At 51.6% G+C, this 25,632-nt stretch carries 22 protein-coding genes; 12 read left to right on the forward strand and 10 right to left on the reverse strand.

Going from position 1 to position 25,632, the window contains the following annotated elements:
* Positions 1-270 precede the first annotated feature (270 nt).
* From P2G53_RS01575 to P2G53_RS01595, 5 genes are all read left to right on the forward strand, one after another.
* Entirely contained in the window at positions 271-1,326 is a 1,056-nt protein-coding gene (locus tag P2G53_RS01575) for an efflux RND transporter periplasmic adaptor subunit (RefSeq protein ID WP_275812746.1), read from the forward strand.
* Complete coding sequence (locus tag P2G53_RS01580; RefSeq protein WP_275812749.1) at positions 1,323-4,418, forward strand: efflux RND transporter permease subunit; 3,096 nt, start codon at positions 1,323-1,325, stop codon at positions 4,416-4,418. The genes P2G53_RS01575 and P2G53_RS01580 overlap by 4 nt, the downstream gene beginning before the upstream one ends.
* Positions 4,419-4,491: 73 nt before the next feature.
* Positions 4,492-5,313 (forward strand): ion transporter, encoded by an 822-nt coding sequence (locus P2G53_RS01585; RefSeq protein ID WP_275812752.1) that lies wholly within the window; start codon positions 4,492-4,494, stop codon positions 5,311-5,313.
* Positions 5,300-6,115, forward strand: a complete 816-nt coding sequence (locus P2G53_RS01590; protein WP_275812755.1) for a hypothetical protein — start codon at positions 5,300-5,302, stop codon at positions 6,113-6,115. Before P2G53_RS01585 ends, P2G53_RS01590 begins: the two co-directional genes overlap by 14 nt.
* A 43-nt stretch (positions 6,116-6,158) precedes the next feature.
* On the forward strand, positions 6,159-6,557 hold the full coding sequence (locus P2G53_RS01595; RefSeq protein ID WP_275812758.1) for a hypothetical protein: 399 nt from the start codon (positions 6,159-6,161) through the stop codon (positions 6,555-6,557).
* 128 nt (positions 6,558-6,685) lie between these two features.
* Here the strand turns inward: P2G53_RS01595 and P2G53_RS01600 are convergent, their stop codons facing one another.
* On the reverse strand, positions 6,686-8,206 hold the full coding sequence (locus P2G53_RS01600; RefSeq protein ID WP_275812761.1) for an aldehyde dehydrogenase family protein: 1,521 nt from the start codon (positions 8,204-8,206) through the stop codon (positions 6,686-6,688).
* Between the two features lie 309 nt (positions 8,207-8,515).
* Here P2G53_RS01600 and P2G53_RS01605 point away from each other — a divergent pair, with 309 nt between their 5' ends.
* Positions 8,516-9,310, forward strand: coding sequence for an FRG domain-containing protein (locus P2G53_RS01605; RefSeq protein WP_275812764.1), 795 nt, complete (start codon positions 8,516-8,518; stop codon positions 9,308-9,310).
* 117 nt (positions 9,311-9,427) lie between these two features.
* Here P2G53_RS01605 and P2G53_RS01610 read toward each other — a convergent pair whose 3' ends face one another.
* From P2G53_RS01610 to pedF, 5 genes are all read right to left on the reverse strand, one after another.
* Positions 9,428-11,197, reverse strand: coding sequence for a PQQ-dependent methanol/ethanol family dehydrogenase (locus tag P2G53_RS01610; RefSeq protein ID WP_275812766.1), 1,770 nt, complete (start codon positions 11,195-11,197; stop codon positions 9,428-9,430).
* A gap of 358 nt (positions 11,198-11,555) precedes the next feature.
* The gene (locus P2G53_RS01615; RefSeq protein WP_275812769.1) at positions 11,556-12,494 is read right to left on the reverse strand and encodes a quinoprotein relay system zinc metallohydrolase 1; all 939 of its coding nucleotides are present in this window, start codon (positions 12,492-12,494) and stop codon (positions 11,556-11,558) included.
* 13 nt (positions 12,495-12,507) lie between these two features.
* Entirely contained in the window at positions 12,508-13,263 is a 756-nt protein-coding gene (locus P2G53_RS01620) for a quinoprotein dehydrogenase-associated SoxYZ-like carrier (RefSeq protein WP_275812772.1), read from the reverse strand.
* Between the two features lie 114 nt (positions 13,264-13,377).
* Positions 13,378-14,292, reverse strand: a complete 915-nt coding sequence (locus tag P2G53_RS01625) for a transporter substrate-binding domain-containing protein (RefSeq protein WP_275812775.1) — start codon at positions 14,290-14,292, stop codon at positions 13,378-13,380.
* Complete coding sequence (pedF, locus tag P2G53_RS01630) at positions 14,285-14,728, reverse strand: cytochrome c-550 PedF (RefSeq protein WP_275812778.1); 444 nt, start codon at positions 14,726-14,728, stop codon at positions 14,285-14,287. Before pedF ends, P2G53_RS01625 begins: the two co-directional genes overlap by 8 nt.
* A 459-nt stretch (positions 14,729-15,187) precedes the next feature.
* Between pedF and P2G53_RS01635 the strand changes: the two genes are divergently transcribed.
* A complete protein-coding gene (locus P2G53_RS01635) occupies positions 15,188-17,014 on the forward strand; it encodes a PQQ-dependent methanol/ethanol family dehydrogenase (RefSeq protein WP_275812781.1) in 1,827 nt (608 codons plus the stop codon).
* A 62-nt stretch (positions 17,015-17,076) separates the two neighbouring features.
* Positions 17,077-17,721 carry a pentapeptide repeat-containing protein gene (locus tag P2G53_RS01640; protein WP_275812784.1) on the forward strand — a complete coding sequence of 215 codons (645 nt, stop codon included), beginning with the start codon at positions 17,077-17,079 and terminating at the stop codon, positions 17,719-17,721.
* Between the two features lie 28 nt (positions 17,722-17,749).
* On the opposite strand, the gene P2G53_RS01645 is transcribed toward P2G53_RS01640, so the two are convergent.
* Genes P2G53_RS01645 through P2G53_RS01655 form a run of 3 tightly spaced genes read right to left on the reverse strand, consistent with a single transcriptional unit; the run spans position 17,750 to position 20,398 of the window.
* A complete protein-coding gene (locus tag P2G53_RS01645) occupies positions 17,750-18,394 on the reverse strand; it encodes a response regulator transcription factor (RefSeq protein WP_275812787.1) in 645 nt (214 codons plus the stop codon).
* Positions 18,391-19,716, reverse strand: a complete 1,326-nt coding sequence (locus P2G53_RS01650; protein WP_275812790.1) for a sensor histidine kinase — start codon at positions 19,714-19,716, stop codon at positions 18,391-18,393. The genes P2G53_RS01645 and P2G53_RS01650 overlap by 4 nt, the downstream gene beginning before the upstream one ends.
* Positions 19,717-19,732: 16 nt before the next feature.
* The gene (locus P2G53_RS01655; RefSeq protein WP_275812793.1) at positions 19,733-20,398 is read right to left on the reverse strand and encodes a response regulator transcription factor; all 666 of its coding nucleotides are present in this window, start codon (positions 20,396-20,398) and stop codon (positions 19,733-19,735) included.
* A gap of 314 nt (positions 20,399-20,712) precedes the next feature.
* Between P2G53_RS01655 and P2G53_RS01660 the strand changes: the two genes are divergently transcribed.
* From P2G53_RS01660 to P2G53_RS01675, 4 genes are read left to right on the forward strand one after another with little or no spacing between them, the layout of a single operon-like run.
* Positions 20,713-21,879 (forward strand): ABC transporter substrate-binding protein, encoded by a 1,167-nt coding sequence (locus tag P2G53_RS01660; protein WP_275812797.1) that lies wholly within the window; start codon positions 20,713-20,715, stop codon positions 21,877-21,879.
* Positions 21,880-21,890: 11 nt separating this feature from the next.
* Entirely contained in the window at positions 21,891-22,862 is a 972-nt protein-coding gene (locus P2G53_RS01665; RefSeq protein ID WP_275812799.1) for a YVTN family beta-propeller repeat protein, read from the forward strand.
* 60 nt (positions 22,863-22,922) lie between these two features.
* Entirely contained in the window at positions 22,923-23,654 is a 732-nt protein-coding gene (locus P2G53_RS01670; protein ID WP_275812802.1) for an ABC transporter ATP-binding protein, read from the forward strand.
* Entirely contained in the window at positions 23,651-24,442 is a 792-nt protein-coding gene (locus P2G53_RS01675) for an ABC transporter permease (protein ID WP_275812805.1), read from the forward strand. The genes P2G53_RS01670 and P2G53_RS01675 overlap by 4 nt, the downstream gene beginning before the upstream one ends.
* Here the strand turns inward: P2G53_RS01675 and P2G53_RS01680 are convergent, their stop codons facing one another.
* Positions 24,443-25,618, reverse strand: a complete 1,176-nt coding sequence (locus tag P2G53_RS01680) for an MFS transporter (RefSeq protein ID WP_275812807.1) — start codon at positions 25,616-25,618, stop codon at positions 24,443-24,445.
* Positions 25,619-25,632 lie beyond the last annotated feature (14 nt).

Raw genomic sequence — 25,632 nt, forward strand, 5'->3', positions numbered from 1 at the left:
TTTTTTCAGTTTATTTTCAATGACAAAAGCGTAGAAAAAGTTTTATGCCTGATACACACAATCATCTCCTTAACAGCACAATCAAGCAGCAAGTAAGCTCACACTGAACCCAGCCGTGACGGTTCTGTCGTAAGAAGAGTGTTGCCATTCATCCGGGTTCTACCAACTCGCGTTCGACTTGGCCTGCCGAGCTGGACTTGGATCACAGCGCTACCTAAAATCGAGAAGCGCCCTCATTCGGGGGCACGGATGCCTCAAGAGTTCTCAACCATGCGTTTACTGTTTATCGCTGTTCTAACAGGCCTGACCTTCCTCAGCGGATGTTCCGACGATCAGCCTGCCAACAAAAAAACCGCAGCTGTTCATCTCGTCGAGGCAGTACCCACCCGACTTGCCAATGTCGCTGTCTTGCGTGAGCGGACAGGTTCACTAAGAGCGTTCAGAGAGATTCAGATCTTCAATCAGGAAGAGGGTCGCATTACTGCATTACCCTATTATGAAGGGGACACAGTACAGGCCGGTGATCTGTTGGCCAGGCTGGATGATCGTCTGTTGTTGGCCGAACGTAACCGCATTAGCGCTGAACGTAAAAAAGCTGAAAAGGATCTGATGCGAATTCGTGATCTGGCAAAACGCAAACTGGCAGCGGAAACGGACCTGACTCGTGCGGAAACCGATCTGGCCGTATTGCGTGCAGATGAACAGATCATCAATACCCGCCTTGAATACACCCAGATAGACTCGCCCATTGATGGCATCATCAGTGCGCGCCTTACAGAGCCTGGCAACATTGCTGAACGTTACACCCACCTGCTGACGGTCTCCGACCAGAGTCGCCTGATCACCGAAGTGCAGGTATCAGAACTGCTGCTGAACAAACTGCATCTTGGCGATCCTGTCACCATGACCATTGATGCGCTGACCGTTGCGGCGCAGGCAGAACCCCTGCAGGCCAGCATTACCCGTATTCACCCCAACCTGAATCCACTGACCCGCACCGGCACCGTCGAAATTGCGCTTAGCCCGGTACCTCCGGGCGCCCGCCCGGGTCAGCTGGCACGCATTACCCTGCAAACCGAAAAATCCGAACGCCTGCTGATTCCATTTGTGGCGCTAAGACGTTCCTCAGAAGGTGAGTTTGTCTACCTGGTGGATGATCAATTCAAAGTTGAATCCAGAGCCGTACGCACCGGATTACGCATTGGTGATGATATTGAAGTACTGGCCGGTCTAAGTGCAGATGAGAAGGTCGTGATTCGTGGCTTCACCGGACTTCGGAACGGTCTGGAAGTCAGCCTGCTGCAACCCGCCGGTGCAGCCGAATGAAGTTTCGCAGCGGCGGCCTGGCGGCCTGGTCAATCCGGCACCCCGTCGGGGTCAGCATGATCGCCCTTGCCGTACTGGTATTGGGTCTGTTTACCTTAAGCCGGCTTGCCATCGATCTGTTGCCGCACATCATCTACCCGGAAATTCGGGTGCGAATCATTGATAGCGGCGTACCGGCCTCCGTTATGGAAGATCAGGTTACCCGACAACTGGAAGAACAGCTGGCCATTACCGAAGATGCTATCAGCGTGCAGTCCAGTACCAACCGCGGCCTGTCCACCGTCGATCTGGCATTCAACTACGGTAAAGATATTGATATCGCCTTGCGGGATGCGAGCACCCGACTTGACCGGGCAAAACGCTTTTTACCCGACACCATTGATCCCCCCGTGATCTATAAACTGGACCCCTCCCAAATTCCGGTGATGGAGTTTGTCATTAGTTCACCCCTGCGCAGCAGCACAGAGCTAAGAACCTGGGTTGATGATATTTTCAGCAAGTGGTTTTTAAACCTGCCAGGCGTTGCCGCCGCAGAAGTGGGCGGCGGGCAACTGCGTGAAATCCAGATCATCCCCGACCAGAATCGTCTGGCAGGGGTGGGCATTACCTACAACGATGTCATAGAAGCACTGCAAACATCCAACAGTGATGAACCGATTGGCCGCCTGCAGATGCCCGCCCATGAAATTACCGGGCGAATCAGCGGACGCCTCACGTCGATTGATGCTATCCGCCAACTGCCGGTTGCCAGCCATCTGGGTAACACCGTCCTTCTGGCCGATGTCGCGGAAGTGATCGACAGTAGCGAAGATGAGCGCATCAAGGTGCGCGCTGACGGCGTGGCCGGCATAAAACTGTCAATTCAGAAACAACCCACCGCCAATACCACAGCCGTGGTTGCAGCGGTTAAAGATCGACTGGACTGGCTGCACGAGCAGAATCTGTTACCCGAGGATATTAATGCAACCGTGGTCGCCGACCAGTCAATCTATGTATTGCAGTCGCTTAAAAATGCCTCTCTGGCGGCAATCAGCGGAGCCTTTCTTGCCATGGCCGTGGTGTATATTTTCCTCGGCAACCTGCGCCGCACTCTGATCATCGGCAGCGCCATTCCCATAGCCATCATGTTTACCTGCGTGCTGATGGGTCTGGGTGGGCTGACACTTAATGTGATGACGCTGGGTGGTTTGGCGCTGGGTATTGGCATGCTGGTCGACAACACCATCGTGATGCTCGAGAACATCTATCGCCACCAGCGCAAACATGAAGCCGCAGAAGCGGGTGCAGTACAGGCAGCCACTGAGGTCAACGGTGCGATTGTCGCAGCCACCTCTACCAACCTGGCGGCTGTTCTGCCCTTTTTGTTTATTGGCGGCTTGGCCGGACTGTTGTTCCGCGAGCTGATTTTCACCATTTCAGCCGCTATTTTTGCCTCCATGATCATCGCTCTGACACTGGTGCCAGCCTATGCTTCGCGCGTGCATCAGATCAGCAAAAACCGCCTGCGCCGGATCGTTGATGGCAGCATCGACTGGCTGCAAGACCGCTATGCCGGATGTATTTCCCGGGCACTGCCGTTTCGCTGGCCATTGATCATTCTGTTCCTGCTAGGGCTCGGCATCAGCGCCCCCGTTTTTCTTAGCGGAAAACAGATTTTTCTGCCCACGCTGGATGACGGTCAGATACGCGTGATCGTATCAGCGGATATCGGTATCTCTTTAGAAGAGATGGATCAGAAGACCGCTCAGATAGAAGCCCTGTTTGCCGCTCAGCCTGAAACGGAATCCGTTTTCACCCTGGTTGGCGGTTCTATTTTTGGCCGCACGCAACGGGAAACACCCAGCCGCTCCACCATCACCGTCCAGCTTAAACCCCTCAGTGAACGTTCTGTGAGCAGCGAGCAGTGGATGCAACGCACACAGACACTGATCAATGATCTGCAACTGGCCGGTTTTAAGGTACGTATGTCACAGCGGGGTATCCGGGGAATTCGCACTAACCGAGGTGATGATGACATCAGTCTGCGACTGCAGGGAAACGACCCTCAGACACTGAAATCAATTGCTGACCAACTGGCCGAAAAAATGCGGACCCTGCCCTCGCTCTCTAACATCACACATTCAGCCGAAGACGAACAGTTGGAAATAGCCATTACTCTGGATCGACAGCGCGCAATACAGCTGGGACTGAATCTGCAGGATCTGGCGCAGGCCGCAAAAATCGCGCTGGAGGGGCAGGTTGTCAGCGACTATATCGACGGTGACCGGGCCTATGATATCCGCCTGAGACTGGCACAGGCGACCATGAGCAGCCCCCAGGATCTGGAATCGATCATTCTATTCCCGGCAACCGATGAGCGTCAGCCGGTCTACCTGGGGACAGTTGCGAAAATTGAACTGCTGGAAACCCCGGCAACCATCAAGCGCGATAACCAGATGCGCATTGTTGAGATCACGGCCAGTCTGAAAGAGAACTTTACGCTTGGCGAGGCGTTACAGGCGCTGGACAGTCTCAGAGAAAATACCGCGTTACCAGAGGGCTATGCGCTCTATGATGGCGGTTCGCGCAAGGCGCTGGAGGAACAACAACAGCTGGCGGATATATTACTCTTGCTGGCCCTGTTTCTGGTGTTTGTGGTGATGGCAATCCAGTATGAGTCACTGCTGAATCCGCTGATCATTATCCTCAGCGTTCCTTTTGCGGCGATTGGTGTGGCCTTGGGCATTGAATGGCTGCAGTTGCCCCTCTCCATGCCGGTCTGGCTGGGCATGATCATGCTGGTCGGCATCGTGGTCAACAATGCGATTTTGCTGGTCGAATACATCGAAATCGAACGTGAGCAGTATCCCGATCTGCATCAGGCCATTATAGAAGCTGCACGCCTGCGTCTGCGGCCTATTCTGATGACCACACTGTCGACCGTGGTTGGCATGCTGCCACTGTCACTCGGCTGGGGTGATGGCGCTGAGATGTTGCAACCCCTTGCCATTACAGTGGTCTGGGGACTCTCTTTCTCAATGCTTGTCAGTTTATTGCTGGTGCCCCTGATGTACCTTACCTTCCACCAATGGCACCTGAAGATCAAAGGATAATATCCTCTGGTTCAACCAGACAAAGCACAGTAAAGTTAGCCCGTTTTTTATTGCTCAGGAATCAACTCAATCCATGAATTTCTCCGCACTCCAGGACCGCTTCTACCAACTGCGCTCCAATAAAATTTTTGAAAGCTTTGTCATTGCGGTGATCATTTTTTCGGCGCTGGTCATCGGGGCCAAAACCTATGATATCCCAACGCCTGTTCTGACACTTATCCGCTGGATCGATCTGTTCATCACACTTTTTTTCCTGGTCGAAATCAGTATCCGCTTTCTGGGAGAACCGGATAAGCGCAATTTCTTCAAAAACGGCTGGAATATTTTTGACACCCTGATTGTTGTGATCAGCCTGATCCCTATCGACGACAGCGAGCTGGCCCTGATTGGCCGACTGGTGCGTATCTTCCGGGTCTTGCGAATGGTGTCGATGGTTCCGGAGCTGCGCAACCTGCTGAACTCACTGCTGATCGCCCTGCCCCGGCTTGGCTACGTCGTGTTGCTGATGTTTATCATCTTCTACATCTATGCCGCGATCGGCGCGTTTTTCTTCGCTGATATCAACACAGAACTTTGGGGAGATATCACCATTGCCATGCTGACTCTGTTCAGGGTGATGACCTTTGAGGACTGGACCGATGTGATGTATGAAACCATGTCGGTGTATGGTTTTAGCTGGATCTATTACCTTAGCTTTATCTTCCTGACCGCCTTTGCTTTCCTTAACATGGTGATCGGGATTGTGGTCAGCGTGATGGAAGAAGAACATGAAAAAGCACGCCATGCTGAAGGTGAACCATCCCGCGAGGAGCTATCTGCCCAGATCAGCGAGCTTAAAGCACTGATTCTTGCGCAACAGGTTTGTCCAAAGTGCCAGGAACATGACAAAAACTGAAACAGAACAGACAGTGACACATCACGCTGCACGGTCTGTTTTTCAGGCCCAGCAGCGCTGGCACCTCTTAAATGAGCCACTGAATAACAACCCGGCAAATGCACTGCACAGAGACACCCTCTTATTAAAAGAGGTCGCCAGTGGTGCCCGTCAAGCCACGGTAAGGATTTGGGAAAATCCGCAGTGCCTGGTCGTGACCCGCAAAGAAACCCGCTTTCCTGCTTTTGCACAGGCAAAACAGCAGCTTGAACAACAGGGGTGGCCGGTGATTGTACGTGACAGTGGTGGCACTGCGGTCCCTCACCACCCGGGCATTCTGAACCTCAGTCTGATCCTGCCCCAGTTTCACGCACCAAAATTTGATCTGGACAGTATCTACCTGGCACTGTGTGAACCGATTATTCAAGCACTAAAATTCTTTGGCTTAAAAGCAGAATATGGCGAAACACCCGGTTCCTATTGTGATGGTCGTTTTAACCTGAACATTGAGGGTTTGAAGATCACAGGCACCGCTCAGCGAATGATGCTGGCAACCGGTAACCAGGACCTGATCAGCCACGGCATTCTGGCACAGGCGATGTTGATGGTTGAGGCCGATGCGGCAGCCGATACTGAGATCGTGAATCAGTTCTACCGTCTGGCCGGAATGGATAGACAGTTTGCGCCTGATGTCGCTACCAGCCTGAATCAGTTGGACATTCCAAATCACTCAGATACCACACTGACCCATTTAATCCGCACTAAACTGATTGATAGCTGCGCCAGCCTCTGCAAAAGCAATGCTGGCGGACCTGAAACCTGACATCGGGTTTACGGTCCAATCCTGCAGAAGGGAGATTGCTATCATGAAAAAACTTGCCTGCCTGATCGCCAGCACAGGGCTGATCGCTGCATGTTCAGTGCAAACCCCTCGTGTGTTACCTCAGGATAGCTATCTGATAGACACACAACTTGGACTGATGTGTCATGTATCCGAATGTTACTACCTGTCGCTGATAGGGCTCTCCTGGCAGGAGATCGATATTGCCCTGGCGTTAGGGTTACCCGCTAAAGCCTACAGCTGGAGTGTGGATGAGTTTGTCAGCCTGCTGGTCACGCCACCAGAAGGACGCTATGGCGTTGAACAACTGTCCGCCACAGAGTTTAAACTGCCGCGAAACCGAGCCACAGAAGCCGCATTTAACGCGCTTGAGCAGGAAGATCTGCAGCTATACCGGATTGGTGGTGAAAGCCATGCGTTTTGATTAGAGATTTCGATTATTCCAGACAAAAAAACGGCCCCAGAGGGGCCGTAACAAAAACGCAAGAAGCTATGCGATAGCTCTTGGAAGGGATACCAGAAGGACAGCAACTGGCACCCTTGGAGGCTCTATTAGAAGAAGCCGAGCGGGCTAGTAGAGTAGCTAACCAGCATGTTTTTGGTCTGCTGGTAGTGATCCAGCATCATTTTGTGAGTCTCACGACCTACACCAGACTTCTTGTAACCACCGAATGCAGCGTGTGCTGGGTACAGGTGGTAGCAGTTCATCCATACACGACCAGCCTGGATGCCGCGACCCATGCGGTAAGCACGGTTAACATCACGGGTCCAAACACCAGAGCCCAGACCGAACTCAGTGTCGTTAGCGATTGCCAGTGCTTCAGCTTCATCTTTGAAAGTAGTAACAGATACTACTGGGCCAAAGATCTCTTCCTGGAAGACACGCATGTCGTTGGTGCCTTTGATCAGGGTAGGCTGAATGTAGTAGCCGCCTTTCAGGTCATCACCAACCTGCTCAACGCCACCACCCATCAGGATCTGAGCGCCTTCTTCACGACCGATGTCCATGTAACCCAGGATCTTGTCGAACTGTTCCTGAGATGCCTGAGCACCAACCATGGTTTCAGTATCCAGCGGGTTACCGCGCTTGATCAGCTTGGCACGCTCGATTACTTTCTCGATGAACTGGTCAGCGATTGATTCGTGAACCAGCAGACGGGAAGGACAAGTACATACTTCGCCCTGGTTGAAGTAAGCCAGAACTGCACCTTCAATACACTTGCTCAGGTAGTCATCTTCGAAGTTCATTACGTCTTCAAAGTAGACGTTTGGAGACTTACCACCCAGCTCAGTAGTGGAAGGAATGATGTTCTCAGCAGCACATTTCATGATGTGAGAACCAACTGGAGTAGAACCAGTGAACGCGATCTTAGCGATACGCTTGCTGCTAGCCAGTGCCTGACCAGCTTCTGCACCGAAACCGTTAACAACGTTCAGCACGCCTGGTGGCAACAGGTCGCCGATACATTCCATCAGAACCAGAATAGACAACGGAGTCTGCTCAGCAGGTTTCAGTACAATAACGTTACCCGCAGCCAGAGCAGGTGCCAGTTTCCAAGCACCCATCAGCAGAGGGAAGTTCCAAGGAATGATCTGACCTACAACACCCAGTGGCTCGTGGAAGTGGTAAGCAACGGTAGTTTCGTCGATTTCACCGATAGTACCTTCCTGCGCACGGATACAGCCAGCAAAGTAACGGAAGTGGTCAGCAGACAGAGGAACGTCAGCAGCCAGAGTTTCACGAACAGCTTTACCGTTATCCCAGGTTTCTGCCACAGCCAGTTTTTCAAGGTTTTCTTCGATACGGTCTGCAATTTTCAGCAGCAGATTGGAGCGTTCTATAGTAGAAGTTTTGCCCCATGCATCTTTAGCAGCATGAGCAGCGTCCAGCGCCAGCTCGATGTCTTCAGCAGTAGAGCGCGGAATTTCGCAGACGGCTTCACCGGTAACAGGGGTGTGGTTGGTAAAATACTGGCCTTTTACAGGCTCAACCCACTGACCATTGATATAGTTGCCATAACGGGATTTGAATGAAACAACAGAGCCTTCTGCACCTGGCTTAGCGTAAATCATCTTCTAATTGCCTCTTTGTTTTTATCAACTCACTCGATAAGGGGAGAGTGACGGTTAGATTACTAGTAGATAGTAGCTACCCACGCCAAAATACAGGAATAATCCATTGGGACTGAAAATTTACTTATTTGGTACTACTTTTAAAATCCTCGCAAAATATCAGTCATTTAGTGGAATAATCTGTACTCAACCAAGGCATAAGAACAGACGATAAACGCCTAATACCAGCGGAATAACACCTTATATAGAACACTGTGTAACAGACCTGTACAGTGGCATATAAAATAAAAGAAGGAACACAGGTGAACCATGAGCCGTATCCACTATGTAAATACCTGGCAGGAATTCCTCGATCTGGTTGAAGCCTCTGACCTGAGAGGTTGGGCATTTCGCGGACAAAAGGACGCCGCCTGGCGGCTGGAAAGCTCCCTCACCCGCTATCTTGGCAAATATGTTCCGGATGGACGCTGGGCGCAGCAGGAAGATCGTGCCATCCGTGTATTCAAGCGCAAAGCACATTATTTCCTGAATGACACTTCCGCCCTTGAAGATGATTTTCGCTGCCTTGCCCTGATGCAGCATCATGGCGCACCTACCCGCCTGCTGGATTTTACCAAGTCGCCCTATGTTGCTGCTTTTTTTGCGCTGGAGTCAGCCACCAAGGAAGCGGCGGTTTTTGCCGTGAACACTCCGGCCCTCTGGCATAAGGCTACGCCACCCGGTGCACCTGAACTCAACCGTGAAGCGATTGACCCCAGACAGGGCAACAACCTGAAAAAATTCTATCTGTCTAACCGCTACCCGGTGGTATGGCCGGGCGAACCCTGGTCAATGGATCGCCGGATCGTGGCGCAGAGCGGTACCTTCATGCTGCCGGGCAAAATCACCGAAACACTGGAAGATCTGCTCGCGACCTATGAATACAACGAGCCACTGGTAGCCAAGATCGTGCTCAATCCTGCTATACGTGCTGACGCCATGGAAGCGCTCTATCGTATGAACATTACCAGCGCTACCCTGTTTCCAGATCTTGACGGCCTTGCCCGCTCAATCGGTTATGAGCTTGAAGTGCGCTGGGTAGGCGCATCCATTAACGGAGGTTAAGAGCACTCCACTTTGTGTAGTTCCGGGATAAACACAACAAAAAAGCCAGCACAAATGTGCTGGCTTTTTGCTGGGACAAAACCGGACTGCTATGCAGTCCGGCGCAAGTCATAAGACTTACTTAGGCAGTTTGAAGGTCCAAACCGCGCCACCCTGGTTCAGGTGTTTAACGCGCTTAGCAACTTCACCACCCCACAGAGGTACTGCACCACCCCAACCGGAAACTACGGAGATGTACTGCTCACCGTCCTGTTCCCAAGTGATTGGAGAGCCTACGATACCAGAACCTGTGTTGAACTGATAAACCTGCTCACCTGTCTTAGCGTTGAAGCCTTTCAGGTAGCCTTCTGGAGTACCGATGAATACCAGGTTACCCGCAGTAGTCATAGCACCACCCCACAGAGGAGCGTAGTTTTTGTAGCTCCATACCTCTTTACCAGTCTTCGGATCCATTGCACGCAGCACACCGATGTACTCATCGTTGGTTGGGTGAATAGTGAAGCCAGCACCTAGGTAAGCTGCGCCTTTTTTGTACGCAGTTGGTTCGTTCCAGATATCCATCTGCCATTCGTTAGAAGGCACGTAGAACAGCTCAGTGTCTTTGCTGTATGCGATAGGCATCCAGTTTTTACCACCCAGGAAGGATGGAGCTGCAACAACTGTCTGGCCTTTTTTGCCATCTTTGGAATCAGCTGGGTTACCTGGACGGTTAGAATCGTCATAGATTGGACGACCAGTTTTTGGATCCAGACCTTTAGCCCAAGTGATCTTGTCTACGAACGGGAAGCCACGGATGAAGCTACCGTTTTCGCGGTTCAGGACGTACATGAAGCCGTTACGGTCAGCAGTCGCAGCTGCTTTGATGGTTTTGCCGCCTTCGTTCAGGTCGAAAGAAACCAGCTCGTTAACACCATCGTAATCCCAGCCATCGTGTGGAGTAGTCTGGAAGTGCCATGCGATTTTACCAGTATCAGGGTCGATCGCTACGCGAGAAGAGGAGAACAGGTTGTCACCAGGACGCAGGTGAGAGTTCCATGGTGCTGGGTTACCAGTACCGAAGAACATCAGATCGGTTTCAGCGTCGTAAGTACCGCCCAACCAAGTTGCTGCACCACCGGATTTCCACAGGTCGCCAGGCCAAGTTTTGCCCGCTGCACCACCGGAAATACCGTTTTCAACTTTCTTGCCGTTTTTCCACATGTAACCCATGTGACCTTCAACGGTTGGACGAGTCCAAACGATGTCACCGGTTTTAGCGTCGTAAGCTTCAACTTTACCTACGATACCGAACTCACCACCGGATACACCAGTGATCACTTTGCCCTTAACGATGATAGGAGCAGCAGTGATGGAGTAACCAGCCTGATAATCTTCAACAGTTTTCTTCCAAACTACTTTACCGGACTTAGCGTCCAGAGCGACCAGTTTAGCGTCCAGGGTACCGAAGATAACCAGATCATCATACAGAGCAACACCACGGTTGATCACGTCACAGCAAGGCATGATGCCGTCTGGCAGACGCGCATTGTATTCCCACAGTTCTTCACCAGTTTTGGTGTCAATAGCGAATACGCGAGAGTAAGACGCAGTAACGTACATTACGCCGTCTTTCACCATTGGCTGGGATTCCTGGCCACGCTGTTTCTCACCACCGAAAGAGAATGCCCATACAGGACGCAGGTCCTTAACAGTGTCTACATTCACTTTGTCCAGGGAGCTGTAACGCTGACCCTGCAGACCCATACCGTTAGTGACTACGTCATCAACGGTTGCGGCGTCATTCATGATATCTTTATCTGTTACACCGGCGTTCGCCAAACCAGCTACAGACATTGCTGCTACCAGGGCTGAAACTGCAAACCCTTTGCTGCGGCCAAATTTTTTCATTGTAGGCTCCTCTACGGATATTTTTATTGGCGTTCAGGAGAGAGCCGGGAATTATTCCCGGATCGTGGATCTCATTGTTTTAGTTTGCCGAATTACCAACAATTAAACGGCAGAACTAGATTTGTTATCACTTGGTAGTAGTACCGGTTTAATTGCAATGCTGCAGGCAAATGACAGAGACATTACATAACCGGCCCAGACCCACTGATAATGGTGATGCGGGCATTTATTAATGCCCGCTAAATCACTGCTTTTTCTACTACCTAGGGTGTAATCCTGAGCTCTAAGAGCTATATCCATGCTGAGGCGCCGAATGCGCTCCAGCAGAGAAAGAATAGACGAGAAAACCAGTTTCGAATCAATTAAATGCAGCTTCTTCATATTTTGGATAGAGGTGCGCAACCGTGCGGACAAATTCCCGCTGGGTCAGCGCAATGCCTTTAAACTGATCCGGAACGGGTAATTCAATCACTTCCGTCATGCTCAAACCGGCATCTGCCGCTTCAGTAAGCGTGTTATCAAGCCAGGTCAAATAGGCTTCCATCTGATCAAATGCCCGCCCATCATTGACCATGGGCCCATGACCAGGCACCAGCAATTTATGCTCGGTCGCCCTCAACTGCTGAATCTCCTTCAGCCATATTTTCAAACCGGGCGTATGGGGCGTGGTAAGTGCTCGCTGGTAAAACACCATATCTGAGGCAAACATCACGCCCGTTGCGTGATCCAGAATCACCAGATCGGAGCCGGTATGCCCGGTTAACGCCATAAAGGTGAGCGTGTGTTTGCCGAGTGAGAGCGGCTTGAGGTTCATCACCTTATTCGGCATTGTGGATTCAGTAGAACGCATCCAGTCACCCACCAGCCTATACATGTTTTCTGCAAACGCATTACCATTTTCTGCAATCTGCCGCCCTGTCTCAGGTAACGCCCAAATGGTGGCATCTTTAAACGCCTGGTTACCCAGATAATGGTCCGGGTGGCTATGGGTAATAAATACGTGTTTTACCGGCTTATCCGTGATCTGCTCAATTGCTTGGCGCATCTCGCGTCCGTAGCGAAAAGACGGTCCAGTATCAATTACGATAACGCCCTCGTCCGTGACGATAAACGCGGTATTAACGATATTACCGCCGTTATGCAGGGTAAAGTCTTCCAGCTTACCCTCGAGCAACCAGGTATCTTCAGCAATCTTTTGCGGTTTGAGGTCATAACTGAGAGGCGCAGCTACTGCAACGGACGTGAAGAGAGCCAGAGTGATAGAGATCAGATTCCGAGTATTAAATATATTCATCATGACCGGTCATCCTTTACAGGGTCTGCTTAAATTCATTGCCACCGTTATCACGCATCCAAATGATATGTTTCTGGCCTGCGTTGCGCACATCAAAAGAGATAACCGGATTTTCACTCACTGGCTGAGATAACTCGAGTCGAGCCAGGTCTTCACCTGCCTCATTACGCAACACCACCTGCTGGATATAAAACTCAGGAATACCATCCGCCAGACCCGTATCCATTGGATGAATCACCTTCAGCTTGTAGCGACCGGTTTCACCACGTTCGAACAGTCGGGTTTGCATCTCCCCGAGGTGACTCTCCCAATAGGGATTGGCATTACCCATGCTCGGCGTCGTACATCCACCACCCGCCGCATCCAGATACTGTCCACCCACATGCCAAACCCCATCACGGGTCTGAACCGCAGCGCGCACAGCGGTGCCCTGCTGCACTTTGATTCGCAGAGAAATACGCGGAATCACATCAGGATGAGGAAAGTAGGTAAAAATATGTTGAATGGGATTCAGGTCAGCCCAGGCAATGATCTTCTGAATTTGACCAGAATAGGCAGACGCATCAACGGTAATGGGTGCCTGGGTTGGGTCTTCAGCAAATACAGGCACATCCACCACCACTTTGTCATCAAAGACAAAGGCGTCTTCACCAATGAAGATATTGCGCATGTAATCCCACATCGGGGAGTTGAGAGGATCATCACTCTGGGCCGCCATCAGCGGAAATGAAACCAGACAAGACACCATCATAGCGATCAATCTACGCTTCATAAGCACTCCTGCATGTGCACCCGGCCTGATTAACCGGTTGTAATTATTTTTAAAGTGTAGCCAGAAACAAAAGCCCCGTTAGAACGGGGCTTGGTTATCGGGATAGAGCGTCTATCAGGGATTAAGTTCCTTATAGAACGCTGGTTTTTCATAGCGCAGACCATACTGCTTGAAAACCTCTTCCATCTGTCCTGAGCGTACCATTTTATCCACGACATCTTCGACGGCATAACCGAGCTGACGGTAACTATGCTGAATCGCCATACCAATATCCCACTGCTGTTTACCCATCGCAGGATAGGAGTTTTCACCCAGTTTATACGCTTCATTCGGACGGCTAAAAAGCAACCAATCCACTTCAGAACGCATTGCCATTACGGCTGAGACTTCACCCTTTTCAAGGCCTTCATATGCAGCAGTTGCATTGACATAGTGATGGGTTTTTTCGCGCATCCGTCCGCCATTGGCAGAGGTCAGATAAAACGCCGGAAGACTGTCGATCTCTACGCCAATCGGATGGTATTGAAACACAGCGACCGTAGTGACATGTTTCATCTTGCGGCTGTCATAAGCAACCTGCCAACTCTCACTCTGATAGGGACCAAACATCACTACCTGTTCGTTAATCATCGCACCGGTAGAGTCACGCATGTAAGAAAACTCACGATCATAGGGCACCCGCATCATGACATCTGCCAGATTTTTAAGTGCCATCGGGTTTTCTTCGTCCTTGTCGAGGTAGTGCCCCTTCCAGACATTGTTTCGCAGATCGTCTTCGAGGTTTTCATCAGGTGTAATCCAGTGGACCTTGAATTTCACACCCAATTCTTCAGCAATCTTTTTGCCGATCTCAATATCCACACCGGCAGGCTGCCCATCCTTTTCAAAGGAAAAAGGCGGAAAGTCTCTATAAACACCGATGTTGATATAACCACTGCTAATAACGTCGTCGTAAGAACGAGAATGCGCCAGGCTGCTGAGCAGGCTGGCGCAAACTAGTAATCCAACGCTAAGGCGTTTATTACTCATCAACAGCTACACTCTCCAGGTATGCACGGATCGCCCACAGTGCTTCCTGACTCAGGTGTTCCGCCATTTTTGGCATGTATACACGGCCATCACGTACCGCACCGTTACGCACGCGGTATACATACCACTCATCACCGTCCAAACCAGGCGCCAGGTAACGCAGGTCTGGTGCAATACCACCAGAGATAGCGTCCAGACCGTGGCAACGCGCACAGTTCTGAGTGTATGCAGAAGAACCGATTGAAATTGCCAGTTCACGGTTTTCGTAATCAGGGCCGTATGGCTGTGATTCCAACCACTCTTCACCAAGAGGTTTAAGGCCAGTTACATCAACGTTCTGAGGTGTCACATCACCGTGCGCCAGCACCTGTGCGGACAGGGTCGCAGTCATGAGACCTGCTACTGTAAGACCAACAATTTTTTTATTAATAGACATTCTTCATCACCACTTAATATTGAATAGACTCTACGAAGCCAGTTTTACCTACCCGCAACTTAACTCTTCCTTAAGCTTCCACTGTAAGTCTGGGCTCGGATTCAGTAGTTCTTATTATGTGTCTTAACTGACCAGATCTGAGATTGGAGCCGCCATGGACTGTGCCGGTATATGATATTGGCTGAGCAAAAAAGGCAAGAATTATACTTTGGCTTCCATAAACTACTCCATTAGTACCCTTTTGATTTGTTACCCCTTTCCTGATGACTCTCCCACAACCGCCACAGGACAATATACAAACCTTTTTTCACACTTTTTATCAGGAGTATTTCCTCCGACTCCGGGGCAATTACACAATTCCGCGAGGAGATACACCGTGTCGCTCGAACTAGGCGGCGATCAAAATGATTCCGCGGTTTTTACCGTTTAAAAGGATAAAAACATAACAGGATCACAACCATGAAAAAAACAATCTCCCTGTCGATCAGCCCGATCTGCCTGGCAATAGCGCTGGGGATTATGACCGGCCCGGCACAGGCAAAACCGGTTACCTGGGAAGACATCAAAAATGATGCCGCCACCCCTGAAGATGTTCTGGGTTATGGCATTGGCCCCAAAGCACAGCGCTGGAGCGATTTGAATGCAATTAATACCAAAACGGTCGGCAAACTGACGCCAGCCTGGTCTTTCTCGTTTGGTGATGAGAAACAGCGCGGCCAGGAGACTCAAGCGCTGGTCCATGACGGCATTTTATATATCACCGGTTCCTATTCGCGATTATTTGCTGTCGATGCACGCACAGGTCAACGCCTCTGGTCCTATTCGCACCGCCTGCCGGAAGATATCCGTCCCTGCTGTGACGTGGTGAACCGGGGGGCTGCGATTTTTGGGGATATGGTCTATTTCGGCACGTTGGATGCAGCCATCGTCGCGCTCGACAAAAAAACCGGCAAAGTGGTCTGGAAGAAAAAGTTTGCAGACCACACCGAAGGCTACACCATGACCGGCGCCCCCACCATTATCAAGGATCAGAAAACCGGCAAGGTTATGTTGATCCACGGCTCATCCGGTGATGAATTCGGCGTCGTTGGCAAACTATTCGCCCGGGATCCGAAAACCGGCGAAGAGATCTGGATGCGTCCCTTTGTGGAGGGCCATTTTGGCCGTCTGAATGGCGAAAAAAGCACGCCTACAGGCGACCCTAAAGCCCCATCATGGCCGGATGATCCAAATTCACCGACCGGCAAGGTAGAAGCCTGGAGTCATGGTGGCGGAGCACCATGGCAGTCCGCCAGTTTTGATGTTGAAACTAACACAATTATTGTAGGCGCCGGCAACCCGGCGCCCTGGAACGGCTGGGCCCGTACCTCTCCGGGTGGTAATCCTGCGGATTATGACAGTCTGTACACCTCAGGCCAGGTGGCGGTCGACCCATCTACCGGGGAAGTGAAATGGTTCTATCAGCACACACCTAACGATGCCTGGGACTTTTCCGGTAATAATGAGCTGGTCCTGTTTGAATATCAGGATCAGGGTAAAACCATCAAAGCCACCGCCCATGCCGACCGCAATGGTTTCTTCTATGTCGTCAACCGTGAAAATGGCCAGTTTATCCGCGGCTTCCCCTTTGTCGATAACATCACCTGGGCAACAGGCATTGACCCTAAGACCGGTCGTCCAATAGAAGTTGAAGGTCAGCGCCCTCCGCTACCTGAACCGGGTCAGAAACACGGCAAATCCATCGAGGTATCACCACCGTTTCTGGGCGGTAAAAACTGGAACCCAATGGCCTACAGTCGTGATACTGGCCTGTTCTATCTGGGTGCCAATCACTGGAAAGAAGATTACTGGACCGAAGAGGTCACCTATACCCGCGGAGCCGCGTATCTCGGGCAGGGATTCAGGATCAAGAAGATGTATGACGACCATGTCGGCGTCCTGCGCGCTGTTGATCCTGGATCAGGCAAAATCGTCTGGTCGCACAAAGAAAAACTCCCCCTCTGGTCGGGCGTACTGGCCACTAAAGGCGGAGTGATTTTCACCGGCACCGGCGACGGCTACTTTAAAGCCTTTGATGCCAGGTCGGGTAAAGAGCTGTGGAAGTTCCAGACCGGCTCCGGCATTGTCTCCTCCCCCATCACCTGGGAGATGGATGGTGAACAGTATGTTGGTATCGCCAGCGGGTATGGTGGCGCCGTGCCACTGTGGGGCGGTGATATGGCGGATCTGACAAAACCGGTACCGCAGGGTGGTTCGTTCTGGGTCTTTAAACTGCCTAAGCACTGATCATTTCAGACCAGAAACCGCGTTCAGGGCGATCCTGTGCGCGGTTTTTTTAGGAGTCATGTATGAAAACACTTTTTGCCACACTGTTACTGTCAACGTCGGCTTATGCGTTTGCCTCTGAGCAGCCCGATCCATCCTGTTTAGTTGCGCCCGACGGCCAATGTCGAAACATAATGATGAGAGGCGTCGATCTTTCCGGGCGAGACCTCAGAGGCATTGACCTCTCAGGTGCGGTGTTAGCCGATGCCGATCTGCGCGGGGCCGATCTCAGACATGCCAGACTCAGACAAATTGATCTCAGTGGCGCTCAGCTGCAGGGAGCCAATCTGACTCTTGCTGATCTGCGACACGCCAATCTAAGGGGTGCCAACCTGACCAATGCATTATTGGATGCCATACAGGGCTGGGCACTGTTTGCACAGGGAGCAACGTTTAACCATGCCAGCCTGCGCGGTGCCAACCTTGAATTTGCCCGTTTCAGCAATGCCAAAATGCGCCACACCAATCTGCAGGCGGCCAATCTGGAGATCGCCTGGATGAACAAAGTCGATCTCAGTGGTGCCAATTTACAAAACGCTAATCTGCAGGAAGCCAAACTCAACGCTGCCAATCTGGAAAATGCGGATTTCCGTGGCGTCAGAAAACACTATGCAACGTTTCAGGCTACCTTTATGGAGGGTTGCCTCGCATGTCCTTTTGACTGGTAATTGCTGTCGCTGCGTTGGACCACAGGGTTCAATGCAGCTGATTACCGACTTTGACCAACCCCGCCTCTATTGCCAGATGCACCAGCTCAGTCAGGCTTGTCACGTCGAGTTTACTTTTAATTGCTGTGGTGTGATTCGCCACGGTTTTGCCACTGATACAGAGCTGCTCTGAAATCTCCTGGGTACAGGCACCCTTGGCTAACTTGATGAAAATTTCCAGTTCCCGCTGGGTTAACTCCTTTAACTTATCATCAACCCGCGCCACCTTGTTCATGGCCAGTTTCATGGCCAGTTCGTGCTCAACATAACAGTGACCGGCCACAACCCGCTTCACCGCATCCACCAGCACTTCAGGGCGACAATTTTTGCTGATATACCCTTTGGCACCGGTTTCGAGTGCTTTTTGCACCAACGGCGTTTCATCATACATGCTGAAAAAAAGCACATTACAATCCGGGTAACGCTGTAGCAGACGTTTGGTCGCTTCAATACCGCTGATGCTTTTCAGGCCGACATCCATAATCACAAGATCAGGCAGTAAACGGGGAAAAAGGCTCAATAACTCCTCACCGCTTTCCGCTTCAGTGACACTACAATCCTCCAGCATACTGCTGAGCAGACTGGTATATCCCTGACGAACAATCGCGTGGTCGTCCACAATCACTATTTTCATGCTGACGCTCCCTGTTTTACCGGCAATGACAGCAATACCTCTGTACCACCCTCAGGCCGATTTCCAATTTCAAACACTGCATCTATGTAAGCTGCACGCTCACGCATAGACCGTATTCCCACACCTACGTTGCGCGCCAGCGGATCAAACCCGACACCGTTGTCACGGATCGACAACGTAAGACCGTTATCATCGCTGCAAAGGGTGATATCAACCCGGTTGGCCTGGGCATGACGGGCAATATTATGCAACGCCTCCTGCACTATCCGGTAAAGGTGTGTATTCACAACATCAGACAATTGCGGCAACACCTTGGTCAGCTCAGTCTCAACCTCGATCTGATGCGTCTCAGACCAGTTCTCAACCAGTGTGTTGATCGCTTCTCTAAGCCCCAACTGTTCCAGGATGACCGGATGCAAGGAGCGGATTAACTGCCGGAAGCTGAGCTGCATCGCTTCACAGTTCTGGATAATCTGCTGGCTCACCCGCTCTATCATGTCCGGCTTATCCTGCAGTTGACTGACCAGATACGCCTGAGCTCTTATCCCGGTCAGGTACTGCCCGAGATCATCATGCAATTCTCTAGCTAAATGTGACCGCTCGGACTCCTGCAGATTCATCAAACGGTTGGTCAGCGCGCGATTTTCCAGCTCAACCGTTTGTAACTCCCCCGCCATCTGATTGAAATGTTCTGCAATCTGATTAACTTCACGCATGGAGTACTGGCCAAGGCGCGCATTATAATGCCCCAGTTTGATCTCACTTAAAGCCGACAGCAGATCAGCTACAGGTTTGAGGCCAAACCGGACCCCCAAAAAGATGGCCAGATTAGACAGCATTGCAGCCACCAGAAACAGGATGAGGATCTGTTTGGTGGACTCCCAGACCTCCCCCACTTCATCTGAAATGTCTGCCCGCAGACGCAGGGCTCGTCCGTCTGGCAGGTAACGGAGGTAATATCGATCTTCCAGGTTTTGAATGCCCGGGATCACACCGGCAAACCAGTCAGGCAGGTCAGGTGCGACCTCTTTCTTGAATCGGCGTTCACGCAGCACATCCGGGTCAATGGTAATGCCCGTGTATTGATCCGGATCTTCAATCACTTCAAGGTGCACATGGCGGATATGGCCTTCCAGAAGGCTGTCGATAAGCTCAGGATAATTAGCTACAACTCCCAGCAATTTCTGGGTAAACCCCACACCTGAGTTGACCTCGCGGGAGATATCTTTTGATGCCTGTTGCAGCATCCCCCAAAGGGTGAACCCAAGTGCCATCGCAAACACCAGAGTGACAATAAGATTCAACCGCAACACCGCACTCATAAACCGTATGCCTTTCTCAGGAGTTGTCCGAGCCAGCAGCACCAAAGCGCGGCGGGAGTTTGATAACGCCGGCATCAATACCAAAGTGCACCAGCGCTGCTGTAGAGCTGATACCTAACTTGGTTTTAAGCAAGGTGATGTAATTGGAAACGGTTTTTGTACTGATATCGAGATGACTGGCGATCTCCTGAGTACTTTCACCTTTGACCAGCATGACAAACACCTCATATTCCCGCTGGGTCAGCTGCCGAAGGCGATCTTCATGCTCTTTATTATTTGAAGAGGCCAGTTTCATAATCAGGTCATACTCAATAAATACTTCACCCCGGGTCAAAGCTGCCACAGCATCCAGCAGCACCTTGGGTGAACCTGATTTACTGATGTATCCCATGCCACCGGCATCCAGTGCATGTTTTACCACCGAGGCTTCATCGTACATCGAAAAAAACAGAATCCGGGCCTGGGGGTTAATCTCACGAATCCTGCCTGCAGCCTCAATACCACTGATGCCCGGCAGGTTTATATCCATAATAACGATGTCAGGCTGTTGCTGAGTGTAAAGCTCAACCGAAGCCTCCCCGGTGTCAGCCTCGGCGATTTCGCATCCTTCCAGCATACCGCTCAACAGGCTAGCATAGCCCTGTCGTACCACCGCATGGTCATCCACTATCAAAATTTTCAATTCACTACTCCTGAAACAGTACGCGATTTTTTATTGTGCGAAAGTATCGCACTTATCATTGCATCAGAGACTCAGTCCACTCAATCCGACACGGGGAACTTAACCCGGAGCATCGACTCTACTGTAGTCAGATTGGCGTAAAACCTGTATTTACAGTGAAAGAACATGCATTTACCCTAGTCGGTCATGCTAGCGCCGGACTCGGGCAAGAGTATAGTACTTAGGAAGTATTTGATTTCTACTTTCTACATATTCCGTACCCCTGAAATGCCCCTTATGCTGGCCAGAATAATAATCACAATTGAAGCGTTACTATGAAATTTATGAGTACCCGACTGGCTGCCACTGTGTTGGCAAGTCACCTGCTGATCGGAACAGCCCACGCTGAACTGGATGTTAAAGTCAGCTACCTTGGGCAGTTTATCGATCAGGGTCCCGTTCTTTCGAATCTGTTTCCAGAACCTGAAGACAGTGGACTTCGCGGCGCCCAACTGGCTGTTGATGACAGCAACACCACCGGTAAATTTCTCAAGCATCATTACAGCTTTACCTCTGCAGTTGAAGAAGATCCTGCCAAACTGATTGAGGCTGCCAAACAGCAGTATGCACAAGGCCTGCGTTACTTTGTTGCCAACATGCCGCGGGCCAGCCTGCTGCAACTACAGGCGGCGCTGGGTAAAGATGCCATTATTTTCAATGCTGGCAGTTATGACGACACCCTCAGAAATCAGGACTGCCGTGCAAACGTACTGCATACCCTGCCCAGCCGGGCAATGCTGACCGATGCACTGGCTCAATGGCTCAAAGCCCGCCGCATCGGCAAAGTGCTGTTAATTACCGGCTCCACCGAGGAAGATGCCGCTTATGCTGCTGCGTTTAAGCGTGCCAGCAAGCGATTCGGTATCAAGATTGTCGATGAAAAATCCTGGACGTTTGAGACCGACATGCGCCGGACCGCGCAACGTGAAATGCCACTGTTCACCCAGGCCAAAGAGTATGACATGGTGATCCTGGCTGACGAACGTGGTGATTTTGGTGAGTATGTCCTCTACAACACCTGGTATCCAAGACCTGTCGGCGGGACACAGGGCCTGAAACCAGCAGCCTGGGATCCGGTGATTGAACAATGGGGGGCAGCTCAGCTGCAAAGCCGGTTTGTCAAACTCACTAACCGCCGCATGAATGCGGTGGATTACGCCGCCTGGGCAGGCGTGCGCAGTATTGCCGAGGCTGTGACCCGAATCAACAAAGCCGACCCGGCGTCTGTTTTTGCTTACATGACAAGCGATCAGTTTGAATTGGCTGCCTTTAAAGGCCGCAAAATGGACTATCGCAGTTGGAATCACCAACTTCGTCAACCCATCCCTCTGGTTCATTCACGCTCAGTAGTCTCCCAGTCGCCTCAGGAGGGTTTTCTTCACCCTACCAACGAGCTGGATACACTGGGTTATGACAAACCTGAAAGCAGCTGCAAATTTTAATGAGGACTACTATGAAGCTTAACAAACTGCTAACACCTATTGCCGCTGCGATGCTGCTGACGACAAGCCTGGCTCAGGCTGAGATCGCTTATGTTTCCAACGAAAAAGACGATTCCCTGTCTCTGATCGATCTCAGTACGCTTGAGGTGATAAAAACAATCTCTGTTGGACAGCGTCCACGCGGGATTATTTTTTCCAAGGATTACAGCAAGCTTTATATCTGCGCCTCCGACTCAGACACTGTTCAGGTGATGGATACCACCACACACAAAATCATTGCCACCCTGCCGTCTGGTGAGGACCCTGAGCAGTTTGCCCTGCACCCGGATGATGTTCATCTCTACATCGCGAACGAAGATGATGCTCTGGTAACGGTCGTTAACACACAAACCCATGAGGTCGAAGCCCAGATCGATGTAGGTGTAGAACCTGAAGGCATGGCTGTCAGCCCGGACGGTGCCTATGCAGTCAACACCAGCGAAACCACCAATATGGTGCACTGGATTGATACCAAAACCCATGAGCTTGTTGACAATACACTGGTCGATCAGCGTCCGCGCCACGTGGAGTTCAATCACGATGGCACCCTGCTTTGGGCCAGTTCCGAGATCGGCGGCACGGTATCCGTCATCGATGTAGCTACCCGTAAGATCGTCAAAAAACTGCGTTTCGAAGTGAAAGGCGTACACCCGGATAAAATTCAGCCGGTCGGCATTAAACTGACCAAGGACGGCAAGTGGGCCTATGTCGCACTAGGACCGTCCAATCACGTTGCCGTTGTTGACGCTAAAACGTTTGAAATCGATGACTACATTCTGGTGGGACGTCGTGCCTGGCATATGACTTTCAACACCGATGAAAGTCTGTTGCTGACTACCAATGGTATCAGCGGCGATGTCTCCGTCATCGATACCAAAGCACACAAAGCGATCAAAACCATCAAAGTAGGTCGTTACCCTTGGGGTGTTGTGGTAAAACCATAATAACTATTTCAGTAAGCACCGGCCTGCACTGCAGGCCGGTATTTTTTTGGGTGCCTTGCCATGAGCATTGAAGTCAACCACATCAGTTTTCGCTACGGTCCGCGGCAGGCGTTAAAAGACGTCAGCTTTAAACTGACCGAAGGCGGATTTCACGGTTTGCTGGGACCAAACGGTGCCGGCAAATCCACCCTGTTTGCATTGATGACACGCCTCTATGCACTGCAACAGGGTGAGATCACCATCCACGATCAGAGCATCCGCAAACAACCGGCGCAGATCATGCGACGCCTGGGTGTTGTATTTCAGCAGAGCACGCTGGATCTCGATCTTACCGTCAAACAGAACCTGCTCTATCACGCCTCCCTGCATGGCATCTCCGCCAGAGAAGCCGCGCCACGAATCGAGCAGGAGCTCACCCGGATGGAGATGATGGATCGCGCCAACGACAAGGTACGCGGCCTCAACGGCGGTCACCGACGCCGGGTAGAAATTGCCCGCGCCCTGCTGCACCAGCCGAATATTCTCTTGCTGGACGAACCCACTGTAGGGCTTGATCCGCAAACCCGCCGGGCCCTTAATCAACACGTGCGCAAACTCTGTGCTGAAGATAATCTCACTGCACTCTGGGCAACCCATCTGATGGAAGAGATTAAACCCGATGATCCGGTGATCCTGCTGCACAAAGGGGAAGTCATGGTCGATGGTCAGGCCAGTCGCCTGCTCGAACTGGCCAATGAAACCGATCTCACTGAAGCGTTTCACAGCCTGACTGGCACCAAGGAGGTAGCATGACGCTGAGTAGCAGCTGGCACTGTTTTAAAGGCATTCTGGTCAGGGAATTTCTGCGGTTTGTTCAGCAGCGCTCCCGATTCCTCAGCGCACTGATCCGCCCCCTGCTCTGGCTGATTGTTTTCGCTGCAGGCTTCCGGGCTGCACTGGGCATCGCCATCATTGAACCTTACGAGACCTATATCACCTATGAGGTCTACATCGCCCCCGGTCTGTGCTGCATGATCTTGCTGTTTAACGGCATGCAGAGCAGCCTTTCGATGGTGTATGACCGCGAGATGGGCAGCATGCGTGTGTTATTGATGAGTCCTCTGCCACGCCCCTACCTGCTGTTATGCAAAATGGTGGCAACCGCACTGATCTCACTGACTCAGGTCTATGCGTTTCTGGTGATTGCACTGCTGGTAGAGGTTGAACCACCGCTGATCGGTTATCTGACGGTGCTGCCTGCGCTGATGCTGGTAGCCATGATGCTCAGCTCGCTGGGGCTGTTGCTCTCAACCCGCATTAAGCAGCTGGAAAACTTCGCAGGCGTGATGAACTTTGTCATCTTCCCGATGTTCTTCCTCTCGTCAGCACTCTATCCGCTGTGGAAGATGCAGGAGGCCAGTGAGTGGCTTTACTGGCTGTGTCAGGTCAATCCGTTCACCCATGCGGTAGAACTGGTGCGTTATGCACTCTACTCACAGCTCAACACTGATGCCCTGATCATTACCGCAGGTGCCACCCTGCTGTTCAGCGCAGTAGCGGTCACCGGCTTCAGCCCACAGAAAGGCAATGGCCGCGGCTGATCATTCAGCCTGCTGACGCGCAAGCCAACGCAGGCTCAACATGCCAAGTACAGGTCCCGGAATAAGCAGCCACATCAGCCAGGCAACCGGGACCTGCGCTAAAAATATCGCACTCAGCTGCACTGAAACGATCGCTATCGAAAAACCAATACAGTTAATCATGGTCAGGGCGCTACCGACGACAGCGGGCGGTGAGGTTTGGGCTGAGAGTGCCGAAAACTGAGGCGAATCCCCGACGATGGTAAAGCCCCAAAACCACCAGAAAATCAGCATCAGCAGCATGGGCCAGTGGAAGGCCAGTGGTGAAAGCAGGCAACACAGCCCCGAACCCAGCAGCATATAAAATGCGACCTTACGACTACCCAGTTTCACTGACCAGCGTCCGCCCATCACGCACCCCAGCAACCCTGCTGCAATCACAGTAAACGACCAGAAGGCAATATTGATGGATACCTGCTGACTCTCGGCCCAGGCTTTCAACCAGAACGGCACCAGCGCCCAGACGGCATACAGCTCCCACATATGGCCAAAATAACCTCCGGCAGATGCACGTAGCGGTTTGTGCTGCAGAGCGATCCACAAATCTCGCAGTGACAACGCTTTACCACGATGCAGGGCCGGTCCATCAGGCACCCCCAGCAGAATCAGCCAGCCGGAGATAAAAGCAGCCAGACTGACGGCATAGATTACCGGTTGCCAGCTGGAAAACTGCAGCGCAGATACGAAATGTGGAGATGCTGTACCCAGCGCAAGAGCACCAACCAGATAACCCAGCGCACGCCCGAGGCCTTCCGGATACCAACCGGTAGCAATTTTCATCCCGACCGGATAGACACCCGCCAGCATCATGCCACCGAGAAAGCGCAGTACCAGGACGTCATTCAGATTATCAGCCCAGAGTGCGATCAGTACATTCGCCAGAGCACTGCCGGTAGCGCAGAGAAAAAACAGCACGCGGGGAGAAAAACGATCAGCCAGTGCCAGAATGGAAAACAGCAGAGCACCGCAGATAAAACCAAATTGTACCGAGTTTGTCAGCGGAGCTACGGCGCTGTCAGGAAGATTCCAGGCAGCCTGCAGTAAAGGCAAAATCGCATTACCGGCAAACCAGGTCGAGGTACCCAGGAACTGCGCCAGTATGATTAACGGAAGAATCCGACGAGGGCGCTGCTCCATACTTGTTCCCCGAG

The sequence above is a fragment of the Neptuniibacter sp. CAU 1671 genome, assembly GCF_029222905.1.
GTDB lineage: Bacteria > Pseudomonadota > Gammaproteobacteria > Pseudomonadales > Balneatricaceae > Neptuniibacter.

Bases quoted from the DNA above. Each gene is read 5' to 3' on its own strand.
- P2G53_RS01575 (WP_275812746.1), top strand. From the start codon at position 271: ATGCGTTTACTGTTTATCGCTGTTCTAACAGGCCTGACCTTCCTCAGC.
- P2G53_RS01580 (WP_275812749.1), top strand. From the start codon at position 1,323: ATGAAGTTTCGCAGCGGCGGCCTGGCGGCCTGGTCAATCCGGCACCCC.
- P2G53_RS01585 (WP_275812752.1), top strand. From the start codon at position 4,492: ATGAATTTCTCCGCACTCCAGGACCGCTTCTACCAACTGCGCTCCAAT.
- P2G53_RS01590 (WP_275812755.1), top strand. From the start codon at position 5,300: ATGACAAAAACTGAAACAGAACAGACAGTGACACATCACGCTGCACGG.
- P2G53_RS01595 (WP_275812758.1), top strand. From the start codon at position 6,159: ATGAAAAAACTTGCCTGCCTGATCGCCAGCACAGGGCTGATCGCTGCA.
- P2G53_RS01600 (WP_275812761.1), bottom strand. From the start codon at position 8,206: ATGATTTACGCTAAGCCAGGTGCAGAAGGCTCTGTTGTTTCATTCAAA.
- P2G53_RS01605 (WP_275812764.1), top strand. From the start codon at position 8,516: ATGAGCCGTATCCACTATGTAAATACCTGGCAGGAATTCCTCGATCTG.
- P2G53_RS01610 (WP_275812766.1), bottom strand. From the start codon at position 11,197: ATGAAAAAATTTGGCCGCAGCAAAGGGTTTGCAGTTTCAGCCCTGGTA.
- P2G53_RS01615 (WP_275812769.1), bottom strand. From the start codon at position 12,494: ATGATGAATATATTTAATACTCGGAATCTGATCTCTATCACTCTGGCT.
- P2G53_RS01620 (WP_275812772.1), bottom strand. From the start codon at position 13,263: ATGAAGCGTAGATTGATCGCTATGATGGTGTCTTGTCTGGTTTCATTT.
- P2G53_RS01625 (WP_275812775.1), bottom strand. From the start codon at position 14,292: ATGAGTAATAAACGCCTTAGCGTTGGATTACTAGTTTGCGCCAGCCTG.
- pedF (WP_275812778.1), bottom strand. From the start codon at position 14,728: ATGTCTATTAATAAAAAAATTGTTGGTCTTACAGTAGCAGGTCTCATG.
- P2G53_RS01635 (WP_275812781.1), top strand. From the start codon at position 15,188: ATGAAAAAAACAATCTCCCTGTCGATCAGCCCGATCTGCCTGGCAATA.
- P2G53_RS01640 (WP_275812784.1), top strand. From the start codon at position 17,077: ATGAAAACACTTTTTGCCACACTGTTACTGTCAACGTCGGCTTATGCG.
- P2G53_RS01645 (WP_275812787.1), bottom strand. From the start codon at position 18,394: ATGAAAATAGTGATTGTGGACGACCACGCGATTGTTCGTCAGGGATAT.
- P2G53_RS01650 (WP_275812790.1), bottom strand. From the start codon at position 19,716: ATGAGTGCGGTGTTGCGGTTGAATCTTATTGTCACTCTGGTGTTTGCG.
- P2G53_RS01660 (WP_275812797.1), top strand. From the start codon at position 20,713: ATGAAATTTATGAGTACCCGACTGGCTGCCACTGTGTTGGCAAGTCAC.
- P2G53_RS01665 (WP_275812799.1), top strand. From the start codon at position 21,891: ATGAAGCTTAACAAACTGCTAACACCTATTGCCGCTGCGATGCTGCTG.
- P2G53_RS01670 (WP_275812802.1), top strand. From the start codon at position 22,923: ATGAGCATTGAAGTCAACCACATCAGTTTTCGCTACGGTCCGCGGCAG.
- P2G53_RS01675 (WP_275812805.1), top strand. From the start codon at position 23,651: ATGACGCTGAGTAGCAGCTGGCACTGTTTTAAAGGCATTCTGGTCAGG.
- P2G53_RS01680 (WP_275812807.1), bottom strand. From the start codon at position 25,618: ATGGAGCAGCGCCCTCGTCGGATTCTTCCGTTAATCATACTGGCGCAG.